At 68.6% G+C, this 14,858-nt stretch carries 14 protein-coding genes; 12 read left to right on the top strand and 2 right to left on the bottom strand.

The genetic code is table 11. The features are described 5' to 3' along the window. Window positions 1-46 precede the first annotated feature (46 nt). The gene (locus ACFWBD_RS10265) at window positions 47-553 is read right to left on the bottom strand and encodes a GNAT family N-acetyltransferase (protein ID WP_385665398.1); all 507 of its coding nucleotides are present in this window, start codon (window positions 551-553) and stop codon (window positions 47-49) included. Between the two features lie 97 nt (window positions 554-650). On the opposite strand from ACFWBD_RS10265, the gene ACFWBD_RS10270 reads away from it, so the two are divergent. Further along, on the top strand, window positions 651-1,946 hold the full coding sequence (locus ACFWBD_RS10270; protein ID WP_385665401.1) for a geranylgeranyl reductase family protein: 1,296 nt from the start codon (window positions 651-653) through the stop codon (window positions 1,944-1,946). Window positions 1,947-2,451: 505 nt separating this feature from the next. Here ACFWBD_RS10270 and ACFWBD_RS10275 read toward each other — a convergent pair. Beyond that, window positions 2,452-3,261 carry a C40 family peptidase gene (locus ACFWBD_RS10275; RefSeq protein ID WP_385665402.1) on the bottom strand — a complete coding sequence of 270 codons (810 nt, stop codon included), beginning with the start codon at window positions 3,259-3,261 and terminating at the stop codon, window positions 2,452-2,454. A gap of 741 nt (window positions 3,262-4,002) precedes the next feature. Between ACFWBD_RS10275 and ACFWBD_RS10280 the strand changes: the two genes are divergently transcribed. Genes ACFWBD_RS10280 through nuoK form a run of 11 tightly spaced genes read left to right on the top strand, consistent with a single transcriptional unit; the run spans window position 4,003 to window position 14,856 of the window. Further along, window positions 4,003-4,362 (top strand): NADH-quinone oxidoreductase subunit A, encoded by a 360-nt coding sequence (locus ACFWBD_RS10280; RefSeq protein WP_007383963.1) that lies wholly within the window; start codon window positions 4,003-4,005, stop codon window positions 4,360-4,362. Between the two features lie 13 nt (window positions 4,363-4,375). Continuing rightward, window positions 4,376-4,930 (top strand): NADH-quinone oxidoreductase subunit B family protein, encoded by a 555-nt coding sequence (locus ACFWBD_RS10285; protein ID WP_062640096.1) that lies wholly within the window; start codon window positions 4,376-4,378, stop codon window positions 4,928-4,930. Continuing rightward, on the top strand, window positions 4,927-5,691 hold the full coding sequence (locus ACFWBD_RS10290; RefSeq protein WP_385665405.1) for an NADH-quinone oxidoreductase subunit C: 765 nt from the start codon (window positions 4,927-4,929) through the stop codon (window positions 5,689-5,691). Before ACFWBD_RS10285 ends, ACFWBD_RS10290 begins: the two co-directional genes overlap by 4 nt. Continuing rightward, entirely contained in the window at window positions 5,688-7,010 is a 1,323-nt protein-coding gene (locus ACFWBD_RS10295) for an NADH-quinone oxidoreductase subunit D (RefSeq protein WP_385665407.1), read from the top strand. The genes ACFWBD_RS10290 and ACFWBD_RS10295 overlap by 4 nt, the downstream gene beginning before the upstream one ends. Then, window positions 7,007-7,879 (top strand): NADH-quinone oxidoreductase subunit NuoE, encoded by an 873-nt coding sequence (nuoE, locus tag ACFWBD_RS10300; RefSeq protein ID WP_385665409.1) that lies wholly within the window; start codon window positions 7,007-7,009, stop codon window positions 7,877-7,879. Before ACFWBD_RS10295 ends, nuoE begins: the two co-directional genes overlap by 4 nt. After that, entirely contained in the window at window positions 7,876-9,228 is a 1,353-nt protein-coding gene (gene nuoF, locus ACFWBD_RS10305; protein ID WP_385665412.1) for an NADH-quinone oxidoreductase subunit NuoF, read from the top strand. The genes nuoE and nuoF overlap by 4 nt, the downstream gene beginning before the upstream one ends. Further along, window positions 9,225-11,729 carry an NADH-quinone oxidoreductase subunit G gene (locus ACFWBD_RS10310; protein ID WP_385665414.1) on the top strand — a complete coding sequence of 835 codons (2,505 nt, stop codon included), beginning with the start codon at window positions 9,225-9,227 and terminating at the stop codon, window positions 11,727-11,729. Before nuoF ends, ACFWBD_RS10310 begins: the two co-directional genes overlap by 4 nt. Continuing rightward, window positions 11,726-13,087 carry an NADH-quinone oxidoreductase subunit NuoH gene (gene nuoH, locus ACFWBD_RS10315; RefSeq protein ID WP_385665417.1) on the top strand — a complete coding sequence of 454 codons (1,362 nt, stop codon included), beginning with the start codon at window positions 11,726-11,728 and terminating at the stop codon, window positions 13,085-13,087. Before ACFWBD_RS10310 ends, nuoH begins: the two co-directional genes overlap by 4 nt. After that, window positions 13,080-13,721: an NADH-quinone oxidoreductase subunit NuoI gene (gene nuoI, locus ACFWBD_RS10320; RefSeq protein WP_385665420.1), complete on the top strand. Its 642-nt coding sequence runs from the start codon at window positions 13,080-13,082 to the stop codon at window positions 13,719-13,721. Before nuoH ends, nuoI begins: the two co-directional genes overlap by 8 nt. Next, window positions 13,718-14,560, top strand: coding sequence for an NADH-quinone oxidoreductase subunit J (locus ACFWBD_RS10325; RefSeq protein WP_385665424.1), 843 nt, complete (start codon window positions 13,718-13,720; stop codon window positions 14,558-14,560). Before nuoI ends, ACFWBD_RS10325 begins: the two co-directional genes overlap by 4 nt. Beyond that, window positions 14,557-14,856 carry an NADH-quinone oxidoreductase subunit NuoK gene (nuoK, locus tag ACFWBD_RS10330; protein ID WP_020130147.1) on the top strand — a complete coding sequence of 100 codons (300 nt, stop codon included), beginning with the start codon at window positions 14,557-14,559 and terminating at the stop codon, window positions 14,854-14,856. Before ACFWBD_RS10325 ends, nuoK begins: the two co-directional genes overlap by 4 nt. Window positions 14,857-14,858: the final 2 nt, after the last annotated feature.

Raw genomic sequence — 14,858 nt, forward strand, 5'->3', positions numbered from 1 at the left:
GTAGCCAACAACTACAGTGAGTGACTTGCCGGCCCGGCGGCGGGGGTCACCAGGCGAGGCGGTAGCAGCGCCCCTCCCGCCGCGACTCCGGCGTCGTGAACACCTCCGCGAGCCGCATGCCCAGCCGTTCCGTGACGGCGATGGACCGCGTGTTGCGCGCGTCGACCATGGCCACCACACCCGGCACCCCGGCCGCCCGCACCCGCTCCAGCGTCATCTGCGCGGCCGCCGTCACATATCCCTGCCCCCAGTGCTCCCGCCCGAGCCGCCACCCGATCTCGATCTCGCCCTCGGGGCCCCACTGCTGCGGCCAGGGCTGGGCGCCCGTGAACCCGATGACCCGGTCGTCCCGGTCCAGCATCGTCCACAGACAGAAGCCGAGTTCGGCGTCGTGCCGGCGCTGGCGGGCGGTGAGCTCCTCGTAGGCGGACAGCTCCGCGGACCTGCCGCCGTGGAACTCCATCACGTCCGGGTCGTCGAAGACCCGGTGCCAGGTGAGCGCGTCCTCGTCCGTGGGGACACGCAGCCGTACTACGGGGAGAGCTCGGTTCACGGGGCAGCCCTTCAGCCTGGTGATCAATTCTGCTGAATAGACTGCCCGTGTCCAGTGCCGGTCGGCACGAAGATTCCGAACTTGGGGAGATCCCGCCGTGACCGTCGTGAACGAGCCCCTCTCCGAAAACACCGCCGATGTGATCGTCGTCGGCGCGGGGCCGAGCGGCTCCACGACCGCGTACTACCTCGCCAAGGCCGGACTCGACGTACTCCTTCTGGAGAAGACCGAGTTCCCGCGCGAGAAGGTGTGCGGCGACGGCCTCACCCCGCGAGCCACCAAGCAGCTCGTGGCCATGGGCATCGACATCTCCGAGGAGGCCGGCTGGCTGCGCAACAAGGGCCTGCGCATCATCGGCGGTGGGGTCCGCCTCCAGCTGGACTGGCCGGATCTCGCCTCCTTCCCCGACTACGGACTCGTCCGCAAGCGTGACGACTTCGACGAACAGCTCGCCCGCCAGGCGCAGAAAGCCGGCGCCCGCCTCTACGAGCGCTGCAACGTCGGCGCCCCGATCGTCGACGACCGCACCGGCCACATCATCGGCGTGCACGCCAAGCTGGGCGAGGAGAAACGCGAAGTCACCTTCCGTGCCCCGCTGGTGGTGGCCGCCGACGGCAACTCCAGCCGTCTCTCGCTGGCGATGGGCCTGCACCGCCGAGAGGACCGCCCGATGGGCGTCGCGGTCCGTACCTACTTCACCTCCCCGCGCCACGAGGACGACTACCTGGAGTCCTGGCTGGAACTGTGGGACCGCCGGGGCCCGGGTGAGGACCGTCTGCTGCCCGGCTACGGCTGGATCTTCGGCATGGGCGACGGAACGTCGAACGTCGGCCTGGGTGTGCTCAACACCTCCGACTCCTTCAAGGAGCTCGACTGGCGCGAGGTCCTCAAGGCCTGGTGCGCGTCCATGCCGGAGGACTGGGGGTACACCCCCGAAAACATGACCGGCCCGATCAGGGGCGCCGCCCTCCCCATGGCCTTCAACCGCAAGCCCCACTACACCAAGGGCCTGCTGCTGGTCGGCGACGCCGGCGGCCTGGTGAACCCGTTCAACGGCGAGGGCATCGCCTACGCCATGGAGTCCGGTCAGATCGTCGCCGACGTCATCGTGCAGGCCCACGCCCGCGCCACCCCCGCCCAGCGCGAACTCGCCCTCCAGCGCTATCCGCAGGTCCTCGCGGACACCTACGGCGGCTACTACACACTGGGCCGCGCCTTCGTGAAGCTCATCGGCAACCCGAAGGTCATGAAGATCGCGACCCAGCGCGGCCTGACCCACCCCCTGCTGATGAAGTTCACCCTGAAGATGCTCGCCAACCTGACGGACCCCACGGGCGGCGACGCGATGGACCGCATCATCAACGGTCTGAGCAAGGTGGCCCCGAAGGCCTGACCACGGCTGGGCCCCTCCGGAACCGGGGCACCGGCGGGCCGGCGCGAAGACCTCTTCCCGCAGGCCCGCCCCACTCACCGCGCTGCGCGCCCTTTTTGTTCTCGTTTGCAGAGAAAAGCGGGTGTCCGGCAAGCGGTTGGCGCTATCGCCGACCCAGCCCGCATCGGCAATGCGAAGGGCGGCGCGCGGGCGAGCACACGACCATGTCCGACCGGAGCGCCCGCGCGCGTCACGAAGTCGGCCGGTGCGCCCCGGCAGGTCCGGGAGACGGCTGGGGGCGGGCTGGGGGCCTCTACGCGCGCCCTGGGGGCGGCTGGGGGCCTCTACGCGCGTTCTGCAGGCGGCTGCTGAGGCCGCTGAGCCCGCGCGCGCCGGAAGAGCGGCTCGCGGGGCCGCGCGTATCCGCCGGGCGAGCCGGCAGCCCGAAGGGCCGCTGCCCCCGAGCGGCTGCGGCCCTTGCGTGCGTGAGGTGCCCTCAGGGGGCACCCGGGGTGTCCCGGGGGTGTCAGAGCACCCGTACCGCGCCGGTCGGCGGGTCGTACGCCAGCGGCTTCTCGGCCACACCGGTGGACGGGTTCTGCGCGCCGACGAACATCCCGTCGCCGACGTACACCGCCACGTGGTACGCGCTGCCCGCGCTTCCCCAGTAGAGGATGTCGCCCGGCAGCAGGTTGTCCAGCGACACCTGGGTGCCGAAGGTCGACTGGTCCTGCGAGACGCGCGGCAGGTCGACGCCGACCTGCTTGAAGGCGGTCTGCATGAGACCCGAGCAGTCCCAGGAGTTCGGGCCGGTGCCGCCGGAGACGTAGGCGTCGCCGATCTGCGCCTTCACGAAGGCGATGACGGCCGCGGCCGAACCGGTCGCCGTGGAGCTGCTCGTGCTGTCGAAGCTGCTGTTGCTGCTGCTCGACGTAGAGGTGAGCGTGGTCCGCTCGGCGGCGCGCGTGGCCCGCTCGGCGGCGGCCTTGCGGGCGGCCTCGCTCTTCTTCTTCGCCTCGGCCTTGGCGTGGGCGAGGTCCTTCTTGGCCTCCTTGGCGGCTGCGGTGGCGGCCGCGTCGCGCTCGGCCTGAAGCTGGTAGTTCGCCGCGGCCTGCTGCGTGGCCTGAGCGGACTGCGCGACCTGGGCGGCCAGGTCGCCCGTGAGAACGGGCAGTTCGAGCGTCTGCGTCACCGGCTCGGCGGCGTTGGCCGTGCCGGCTGCTGTGGCGACGGCCAGCGTGCCGAGGACACCACTGGCGACTCCGGCCCGCATCGCGATCGTCGACGCGCTGCGGCGGGGTTTCCGGTGGCTGCGTATGTGAGCGGTGAGGGACATGGGTACAACCGGTATCAGGGGCTCCTCCATACCTTCAAGAAACGTGTGCTGCGCCACAGTTGTTCAATGGGCGCCCCAAATTCCCTGGCCTGGGTTCTTTATTGACGCCGTAACGGACATTGCGGACGCAGGTGATCAAGCCTGTGATCATGGACTTTCGTCGTTACGCCCGGATTGCCCGCCACCTACCACCGGTGGAGACCGTTGGCCAAGCCCCGTTCTTAGGCGCCTCTCACGAGTGTGGCGGAGGTCACGGAACGGTCACCGCAAGGGCCGCGTCTCGCGTGTCCGGCACGGCCGCCTCCGCTTGTGAGCGCGTACACGCGTCCACACCCCGACTCCGTCTCCCCCTGATGTGTGAATGCGTGCCTCTATCAGGGCCCCGCGTCCATCGCCAATTTGCATGCAAGGGAAGCCTCTTGATATGGAGACGACCCGCGATTCCTGCGGTGACGGGCGCAAATGTCACTTCTTGTGATCACTCTGACGCTTCACGTATGAAGATCACTGCCGATATGACTTCATGATCCTTCGTCAGGTGGTGGAGATCACAAAGCTTGTGTAATACCCCGTGTCGCAGATCACAGAGCGGCGGGCATAAGATGCGAGGCAGTTGGGCTTGTGACCTGCTTCACATGTTCGCGATCTTCGCCGGGACGGGCGGTGGCCGTGGAACTTGCGGGGCTGCCCAGTCCGACGTCATCGCCAGCAGTCAGTGCCGACTGAGAGGAGCGAGGAGCGGTGAACGCGTATGCGCCCATCCTCGTACTGGGAGCCCTCGGGGCAGGCTTTGCGATCTTCTCCGTGGTCATGGCCACGTTGATCGGGCCGAAGCGGTACAACCGCGCCAAGCTCGAGGCCTACGAGTGCGGTATCGAGCCGACCCCCACGCCGGCCGGCGGCGGGCGCTTCCCCATCAAGTACTACCTGACGGCGATGCTCTTCATCGTCTTCGACATCGAGATCGTCTTCCTCTACCCCTGGGCCGTCACCTTCGACGCCCTGGGTGTTTTCGGGCTCGTGGAGATGTTGCTCTTCGTGCTCACCGTCTTCGTCGCGTACGCGTACGTATGGCGGCGCGGCGGCCTGGAATGGGACTGAGGGGCCTTTAGCCATGGGACTCGAAGAAAAGCTGCCGAGCGGATTCCTGCTGACCACCGTCGAGCAGGCCGCGGGCTGGGTGCGCAAGGCGTCCGTCTTCCCCGCCACGTTCGGCCTCGCCTGCTGTGCCATCGAGATGATGACCACCGGCGCCGGCCGCTACGACCTGGCGCGCTTCGGTATGGAGGTCTTCCGGGGTTCGCCCCGCCAGGCGGACCTCATGATCGTCGCCGGCCGGGTGAGCCAGAAGATGGCGCCGGTGCTCCGGCAGGTCTACGACCAGATGCCGAACCCCAAGTGGGTCATCTCCATGGGCGTGTGCGCCTCCTCCGGCGGCATGTTCAACAACTACGCGATCGTCCAGGGCGTCGACCACATCGTGCCCGTCGACATCTACCTCCCGGGCTGCCCGCCGCGCCCCGAGATGCTGATGGACGCGATCCTCAAGCTCCACCACAAGATCCAGAACACCAAGCTCGGCGTGAACGCCGAGGAGGCGGCCCGCGAGGCGGAGGAAGCGGCGCTCAAGGCCCTGCCCATGATCGAGATGAAGGGGCTGCTGCGGTGAGCGACGCGAACGGCACCCACGGCGCGAACGGCTCCTCGAATGGGGTGAACCCCGAGAAGGATCTCTCCGCCTCCAACCTCCCCGGCCAGCGCGGACAGGGCGGCGAGGAGATCCGCGTCCAGCGCGGCATGTTCGGCGCCGACAACGGCGGCGACACCTCCGGATACGGCGGCCTGGTCCGCTCCGTACGGCTCCCGGGCTCGGCGAGCCGGCCCTACGGCGGCTGGTTCGACGAGGTCGCCGACGAACTCGAGGGCGCGCTGGAGGAGCAGGGTCTGCTCCCCGGCAACGCGATCGAGAAGACGATCGTCGACCGCGACGAGCTCACGTTCCACATCGAGCGCGAGCACCTGCTCCGTGTCGCCCGCACCCTGCGCGACGACCCGGCCCTGCGCTTCGAGCTCTGTACCGGCGTCAGCGCCGTGCACTACCCGAACGACAAGGGCCGCGAGCTGCACGCCGTCTACCACCTGCGCTCGATCACCCACAACCGGTTGATCCGCCTGGAGGTCAGCGCGCCGGACGCCGACCCGCACATCCCGTCCCTGGTCTCCGTGTATCCCACCAACGACTGGCACGAACGCGAGACCTACGACTTCTTCGGGATCGTCTTCGACGGTCACCCGGCCCTGACGCGGATCATGATGCCGGACGACTGGCAGGGCCACCCGCAGCGCAAGGACTACCCCCTCGGCGGCATCCCCGTCGAGTACAAGGGCGCCCAGATCCCGGCTCCGGACCAGCGGAGGTCGTACTCATGAGCACGCAGTCAGCATCCGCCCGTGAGACCACCGAGGGCGCTGTATATACGGTCACCGGTGGCGACTGGGACGAGGTCGTCCAGTCCGCGACCCGCGCCGACGACGAGCGCATCATCGTCAACATGGGTCCTCAGCACCCCTCCACCCACGGGGTGCTCCGCCTGATCCTGGAGATCGAGGGCGAGACGGTCACCGAGGCCCGCTGCGGCATCGGCTACCTCCACACCGGTATCGAGAAGAACCTCGAGTACCGCACGTGGACCCAGGGCACCACGTTCGTGACGCGCATGGACTACCTGACGTCCTTCTTCAACGAGACCGCCTACTGTCTCGCCGTCGAGAAGCTCCTCGGCATCGAGGACCAGATCACCGAGCGGACCAAGATCATCCGGGTGCTCCTGATGGAGCTGAACCGGATGTCCTCCCACCTGGTGTGCATCGCCACGGGCGGCATGGAACTCGGTGCCACCACGATCATGATCTACGGATTCCGTGATCGTGAATTGATTCTCGATATCTACGAGCTCATCACGGGCCTGCGGATGAACCACGCGTTCATCCGCCCCGGCGGACTCGCCCAGGACCTGCCGCCCGGCGCGGTGGACCAGATCCGCGAGTTCGTGAAGAAGATGAAGAAGAACCTCCCCGAGTACGACAAGCTCGCCACCGGGAACCCCATCTTCAAGGCCCGTATGCAGGACGTCGGGTATCTCGACCTGGCCGGCTGCATGGCCCTCGGCGCCACCGGCCCGATCCTGCGGTCCACCGGCCTCCCGCACGACCTGCGCAAGGCGCAGCCGTACTGCGACTACGAGACATACGACTTCGATGTCCCGACCGCCGACTCCTGCGACTCCTACGGCCGCTTCCTGGTCCGCCTGGAGGAGATGCGCCAGTCGCTCCGCATCGTCGAGCAGTGCCTGGACCGGCTGCAGCCCGGTCCCGTCATGGTCGCCGACCGGAAGATCGCCTGGCCCGCCCAGCTCGCCCTGGGCCCCGACGGTCTCGGCAACTCCCTCGACCACATCAAGAAGATCATGGGCACCTCCATGGAGGCCCTGATCCACCACTTCAAGCTGGTGACCGAGGGCTTCCGCGTCCCGCCGGGACAGGCGTACGCGGCCGTCGAGTCACCCAAGGGCGAACTCGGGGTGCACGCCGTCTCCGACGGAGGCACCCGCCCCTACCGGGTCCACTTCCGGGACCCGTCCTTCACCAACCTTCAGGCCATGGCAGCGATGTGCGAGGGCGGCCAGGTCGCCGACGTCATCGTCGCCGTAGCCTCCATCGACCCCGTAATGGGAGGCGTCGACCGGTGACCACCTCTTCTTCCGAGCGGGGCGTCAGCCTGGGTATGCCCGAACTGCCCGCGCCCGCCTACCCGGACGACGTCCGGGCCCGGCTGGAGGCGGATGCGCGCGAGATCATCGCCCGCTATCCCGACTCCAGGTCCGCGCTCCTGCCGTTGCTGCATCTCGTGCAGTCGGAGGAGGGACACGTCACGCGCACCGGGATGCGGTTCTGCGCGGACGTGCTGGAACTGACCACGGCCGAGGTCACCGCGGTCGCCACCTTCTACACCATGTACCGCCGCCGCCCCAGCGGTGACTACCAGGTGGGTGTCTGCACCAACACGCTGTGCGCGGTGATGGGCGGCGACGCGATCTTCGAACAGCTCCAGGAGCACCTGGGCATCGGCAACGGCGAGACCACCGACGACGGCAAGATCACCCTGGAGCACATCGAGTGCAACGCGGCCTGTGACTTCGCGCCGGTCGTGATGGTCAACTGGGAGTTCTTCGACAACCAGACCGTGCAGAGCGCGAAGCGCCTGGTGGACGACCTGCGGATCGGTCACACCGTCTCCCCGACGCGCGGTGCGCCGCTGTGCACCTTCAAGGAGACCGCGCGGATCCTGGCGGGCTTCCCCGACGAGCGGGACGGGGCCGTCGAGGCGAGCGGCAGTGCCGGACCGGCGTCGCTGGTGGGTCTTCGCCTGGCAAGGGGAGAGACCGCACCCGCGCGCGTGGTCCACCCGCGGGACGGCGCCCCGCACGACGAGCCGCAGGACCGGGCGGTGCACGAGCCGTCGCCCGCGGAGCACCAGAGTTCGCACGACGCGCCTCAGGACACGTCGGCCTCCGACCCGGCCCACCCGGCAGGGCCTACCGCCGAGGAGGGGGAGTGATGACCTTGGCACCCGAGTTGAAAGGCAGCAGCCCGGAGAAGCTGCTCGCACCCGTGCTGTCGGCCTTCTGGGACGAGGACCGGTCCTGGAGTCTGGACGTCTACCGAAGGCACGAAGGGTACGAGGGCCTCCGCAAGGCGCTCGCCATGTCGCCGGACGACCTGATCGCCTACGTCAAGGACTCCGGTCTGCGAGGGCGGGGCGGCGCGGGATTCCCGACGGGAATGAAATGGCAGTTCATTCCCCAGGGTGATGGAAAGCCGCACTATCTAGTTGTCAACGCCGACGAATCGGAGCCCGGGACCTGCAAGGACATCCCGCTCCTCTTCGCGAACCCGCACAGCCTCATCGAGGGCATTGTGATCGCGTGTTATGCCATCAGGTCGTCTCATGCCTTCATCTATCTGCGTGGTGAAGTCGTCCCTGTGCTGCGGCGGTTGCACGAGGCCGTGCGCGAGGCCTACGCGGCGGGTTACCTCGGCGAGAACGTCCTGGGCAGCGGACTCGATCTCGAACTCACCGTGCACGCCGGCGCCGGCGCGTACATCTGCGGTGAGGAGACCGCGCTGCTCGACTCGCTCGAAGGCCGCCGTGGTCAACCGCGGCTGCGCCCCCCTTTCCCTGCTGTCGCGGGCCTCTATGCGTGCCCGACTGTGGTGAATAACGTCGAATCGATCGCGTCAGTTCCCGCGATTCTGCAAAACGGCAAAGAATGGTTCAGGTCGATGGGAAGCGAGAAGTCCCCGGGCTTCACGCTCTACTCGCTCAGCGGCCATGTCGCCGGCCCCGGCCAGTACGAGGCCCCGCTCGGCATCACCCTCCGCCAGCTCCTCGAGATGAGCGGCGGCATGCGACCCGGGCACCGGCTCAAGTTCTGGACACCGGGAGGCTCCTCGACGCCGATGTTCACCGAGGAGCACCTCGACGTCCCTCTCGACTACGAAGGAGTGGGTGCCGCGGGTTCCATGCTCGGCACCAAAGCACTCCAGTGCTTCGACGAGACGACCTGCGTCGTGCGGGCCGTCACCCGGTGGACCGAGTTCTACGCCCACGAGTCCTGCGGCAAGTGCACCCCGTGCCGTGAAGGAACGTACTGGCTCGTGCAGTTGCTGCGGGACATCGAGGCCGGCAAGGGAGCCCTCTCCGACCTCGACAAGCTCAACGACATCGCCGACAACATCAACGGCAAGTCCTTCTGCGCCCTCGGCGACGGCGCCGCCTCGCCGATCTTCTCCTCGCTCAAGTACTTCCGCGAGGAGTACGAGCAGCACATCACGGGCCGCGGCTGCCCCTTCGACCCGGCCAGGTCGACGGTCTGGGCGGACAAGCACACGGAGGTGAACGCATGACGGTGACCACCAGCGCTCCCTCCGGAGGCGGCGAGGCGGCGGTCCCCCCGGAAGATCTCGTGACGCTGACGATCGACGGCGCCGAGATCAGCGTGCCCAAGGGCACCCTGGTCATCCGGGCCGCCGAACGACTCGGCATCGAGATCCCGCGCTTCTGCGACCATCCCCTCCTCGATCCGGTCGGCGCGTGCCGGCAGTGCATCGTCGAGGTCGAGGGCCAGCGCAAGCCGATGGCGTCCTGCACGATCACGTGCACGGACGGCATGGTGGTGAAGACCCAGCTCAGCTCACCGGTGGCCGAGAAGGCACAGCACGGTGTGATGGAGCTGCTCCTCATCAACCACCCGCTGGACTGCCCGGTCTGCGACAAGGGCGGCGAGTGCCCCCTCCAGAACCAGGCCATGTCGCACGGCCAGGCCGAGTCCCGCTTCGAGGGCAGGAAACGGACGTACGAGAAGCCCCTGCCGATCTCCACACAGGTGCTGCTCGACCGTGAGCGGTGCGTGCTGTGCGCGCGCTGCACCCGGTTCTCCAACCAGGTGGCGGGCGACCCGATGATCGAGCTGATCGAGCGGGGCGCGCTCCAGCAGGTGGGGACCGGTGAGGGCGACCCCTTCGAGTCGTACTTCTCCGGCAACACCATCCAGATCTGCCCGGTCGGCGCGCTGACCTCGGCGGCGTACCGATTCCGCTCCCGGCCCTTCGACCTGGTCTCCTCGCCGTCGGTCTGCGAGCACTGTTCCGGCGGCTGCGCCACGCGCACCGACCACCGGCGCGGCAAGGTCATGCGGCGCCTGGCCGCCAACGACCCCGAGGTCAACGAGGAGTGGATCTGCGACAAGGGGCGCTTCGCGTTCCGGTACCCCCAGCAGCGGGACCGGCTCGAGACGCCTCTGGTGCGCGACGCCGAGGGGGACCTCGTACCGGCTTCCTGGCCGGAGGCGTTGCAGATCGCGGCTCAGGGCCTGCTGGCGTCGCGCGGCAGGACCGGTGTCCTGACCGGCGGCCGCCTCACCATCGAGGACGCCTACGCGTACAGCAAGTTCACGCGCGTGGCGCTCGACACCAACGACATCGACTTCCGCGCGCGTGTGCACAGCGGCGAGGAGGCCGACTTCCTGGCCGCCCACGTCGCCGGTCGCGGCCGTGACCTCGACGGTACGGGCGTCACGTACACCTTCCTGGAGAAGGCGCCCGCCGTTCTGCTGGTCGGGTTCGAGTCGGAGGAGGAGGCGCCCGGCGTCTTCCTGAGGCTGCGCAAGGCCTGGCGCAAGCACGGACAGCGGGTGTTCTCGCTGGCCACGCACGCGACCCGGGGCCTGACGAAGGCGGGCGGCACGCTGCTGTCGGCCGCACCTGGCACCGAGACGGACTGGCTGGACGCGCTCGCGGGCGGCGTCGGCCTGGAGGACGCGGGCGGCAGGGCCGCCGAGGCGCTGCGGGCCGAAGGCGCGGTGATCGTCGTCGGCGAGCGGCTGGCCGGTGTGGCCGGTGGTCTCACCGCCGCCGTGCGGGCCGCCTCGGCGACCGGCGCCCGACTGGTGTGGATTCCGCGCCGGGCCGGCGAGCGGGGCGCGATCGAGGCGGGCGCACTGCCGTCGCTGCTGCCGGGCGGTCGTCCGGCCACCGACCCACGCGCGCGTGACGAGGTCGCCGCGGCCTGGGGCCTGGCCGAACTTCCGCACCGTCACGGCCGGGACACCGGGCAGATCGTCGAGGCCGCCGCGTCCGGCGAACTTCAGGCGCTGCTCGTCGCGGGCGTCGAGGTCGCGGACCTGCCCGACCCGGCACGCGCGCGTGCGGCGCTCGCCGAGGCCGGCTTCGTCGTGTCGCTGGAGTTGCGGCCCGGTGAGGTCACCGAGCACGCCGATGTCGTCCTCCCGGTGGCCGCGGTCGCCGAGAAGGCGGGCGCCTTCCTCAACTGGGAGGGCCGGGTCCGTTTCTTCGAGGCGGCACTGAAGCCCGACCAGATGACACGCCGTCCCGCGCCCTCCGACGCGCGCGTGCTCCAGATGCTCGCCGACGCCATGGACGTCCATCTCGGCCTGCCGGACCTGCGCACCGCGCGCGGGGAGCTCGACCGGCTCGGCGCGTGGGACGGGCCGCGGGCCACCGAGTCCCTCGGGACCGCCGCCCGTCTGCCGCGTCCCGCCGCGGGGGAGGCCGTCCTCGCCGGTCACCGCCTGCTGCTCGACCAGGGTGTCCTCCAGCAGGGCGACGAGGCGCTCGCCGGGACGCGGCATGCCGCACACGCGCGTGTGTCGCCCGCGACGGCCGCCGAGGTGGGCGTCAAGGACGGTGACGTCCTCGCCGTGACCGGGCCCGCGGGGTCGGTCGAACTCCCGCTGCTGATCACTTCGATGCCCGATCGGGTGGTCTGGCTTCCGCTGAACTCCACGGGTGGAGGTGTCGCCTCCGACTCCGGGGCGACGCCCGGCGCCCTTGTCCGCATCGGCCCGGCGACGCTCATCGCCGACGCCCCCAAGGAGGTGGAGGCATGAGCCCGTACTTCGCTGCTGAGGACCTCTCGATGTTCGGCCGCGACCCCTGGTGGCTGGTCGTCGTCAAGGCGGTCTTCTGCTTCGCCTTCCTGCTGCTGTCCGTGCTGTTCGCCATCGTCTGGGAGCGGAAAGTCGTCGCCTGGATGCAGCTGCGCGTCGGCCCCAACCGGCACGGCCCCTGGGGCATGCTCCAGTCGCTCGCCGACGGCATCAAGCTGATGCTGAAGGAAGACCTCATCGTCAAGCGCGCGGACAAGGTGGTGTACATCCTCGCGCCGATCATCGCGGCCATCCCGGCCTTCATGGCGATCGCGGTGATCCCCTTCGGCCCGGCGGGCAACGAGGTCTCGATCTTCGGCCAGCGCACCACGATGCAGCTGACCGACCTGCCGATCGCGATGCTCTACATCCTCGCGTGCGCCTCGATCGGCATCTACGGCATCGTGCTGGCGGGCTGGAGTTCCGGCTCCACCTATCCGCTGCTGGGCGGTCTGCGGTCCTGCGCGCAGATGATCTCCTACGAGATCGCCATGGGCGCCTCGTTCGCCTCGGTGTTCCTCTACTCGGGGTCGATGTCGACGTCGACGATCGTCGAGCAGCAGCAGGACCGCTGGTACATCCTGCTGCTGCCGGTCTCCTTCATCCTCTACATCGTCACGATGGTCGGCGAGACCAACCGCGCCCCCTTCGACATGCCGGAGTCCGAGGGCGACCTGGTCGGCGGCTTCAACACCGAGTACTCGTCGATCAAGTTCGCGATCTTCATGCTCGCCGAGTACGCGAACATGATCACGGTCTCCGCGGTGTCGACCACGCTCTTCCTCGGCGGCTGGCGGGCTCCCTGGCCGATCAGCACCTTCTGGGAGGGCGCGAACCACGGCTGGTGGCCGATGCTCTGGTTCATCGCCAAGGTGCAGCTGCTGCTGTTCCTCTTCATCTGGCTGCGCGGCACGCTGCCCCGCGTCCGCTACGACCAGTTGATGAAGCTCGGCTGGAAGGTCCTGATCCCGGTCTCGGTGACGTGGCTGATGCTCGTCGCGACCGTACGGACCCTGCGCAACGAGAACTACGACTTCGTCGAGATCGCCCTCTACGTCTGCGGCGGTGTCCTGGTCCTGTTGCTGCTGTCCTTCATCGCGGACATGTTCCGCAACGGAGAAAAGGAAGCGCAGGCCCCCGCCGAACCTGCCGGCTTCGACCCGATGGCGGGCGGATTCCCCGTACCGCCACTGCCGGGACAGGAGTTGCCGCCGGTGCCCAGGCGCCGCCCGCACCAGGAGCGAGAGCTCATTGTCAGTGGTGGAGTGGACACTGTGAGTGACGGATCGCTGGATGGAAAGGAGGCGTCCGATGGCTGAGGAGCCCAAGGAGACCAAGCCCGGTTTCCAGAACCCCGTGGCCGGCTTCGCCGTGACCTTCAAGGCCATGTTCAAGAAGCGGCTGACCGAGCAGTACCCGGAGCAGCAGAAGACCACCGCTCCCCGGTTCCACGGACGGCACCAGCTCAACCGCCATCCGGACGGCCTGGAGAAGTGCGTCGGCTGCGAGCTGTGCGCCTGGGCCTGCCCCGCCGACGCCATCTATGTCGAGGGCGCGGACAACACCGACGAGGAGCGCTACTCGCCGGGCGAGCGGTACGGGCGGGTGTATCAGATCAACTACGCCCGCTGCATCCTGTGCGGTCTGTGCATCGAGGCATGCCCCACGCGCGCGTTGACGATGACCAACGAGTTCGAGCTCGCCGACTCCAGCCGCGCCAACCTGATCTACACGAAGGAACAACTGCTCGCCGGCCTCGAAGAGGGCATGGTCGACTCGCCCCACGCGATCTACCCGGGTACGGACGAGCAGGACTACTACCGGGGGCTGGTGACGGAGGCGGCGCCCGGCACGGAGCGGCAGCCGGCCGTCTCCAAGGGCGAGGACCCGCAGGAGGCCGCCGCCACGTCCGGCGCGGACGAGCCGGCGTCGCAGAAGGTGGTGGGCCGATGAGCGCGCAACTCGCCGCCTACTCCACCTCGACCGGCGAGGCCTTCCAGTTCTGGGTGCTCGGCACCGTCGCGGTGATCGGCGCCCTGTGCACCGTCTTCATGAGGAGGGCCGTGCACAGCGCGCTCTGCCTCGCCGGCACCATGATCGTCCTGGCGGTGTTCTACCTCGCCAACGGCGCCTACTTCCTGGGCATCGTGCAGATCGTCGTCTACACCGGCGCGATCATGATGCTGTTCCTGTTCGTGGTGATGCTCGTCGGCGTCACCGCGGCGGACTCCCTGAAGGAGACCATCAAGGGCCAGCGCTGGCTGGCCCTCGTCAGTGGCCTCGGCTTCGGCATCCTGCTGATCGCCGGCATCGGCAACGCCTCCCTGACGGAGTTCAACGGCCTCGCCGAGGCGAACGCGAACGGCAATGTGGAGGGCCTCGCCGCCCTCATCTTCACCAAGTACGTCTTCGCCTTCGAAATCACCGGCGCTCTGCTCATCACGGCCACCGTCGGCGCCATGGTGCTCACCCACCGCGAGCGCACCGAGCGGGCCAAGACCCAGCGGGAGCTGGCCGAACAGCGTGTCCGTGAGGGCAAGCACGTACCGCCGCTGCCCGCCCCGGGCGTGTACGCGCGGCACAACGCCGTGGACGTCCAGGGTCTGCTGCCCGACGGCACCCCGTCGGAGCTCACGGTCAGCAAGACGCTTCGCGAGCGCGGTCAGGTCCGGGACGTGTCCACCGAGGCGCTGAACGACCTCAAGGCCCTGGAGCAGCGTGCCGAGGAGCGCCTGGAGCGGTCCGCGATCGAGCCGCCACACCTGAAGCGGACCGAGGAGGCCTCGAAGTGAACCCCGTCAACTACCTCTACCTCGCGGCCCTGTTGTTCACGATCGGTGCGACCGGTGTGCTGATCAGGCGCAACGCGATCGTCGTCTTCATGTGCATCGAGCTCATGCTCAACGCCTGCAACCTCGCGTTCGTCACCTTCTCCCGGATGCACGGCAATCTCGACGGCCAGATCATCGCCTTCTTCACGATGGTCGTCGCCGCCGCGGAGGTCGTGGTCGGACTCGCGATCATCGTGTCGCTGTTCCGTTCCCGCCACTCGGCCTCGGTCGACGACGCCAGCCTGATGAAGCTGTAAGG

This window comes from Streptomyces sp. NPDC060002, from assembly GCF_042737245.1.
GTDB lineage: Bacteria > Actinomycetota > Actinomycetes > Streptomycetales > Streptomycetaceae > Streptomyces.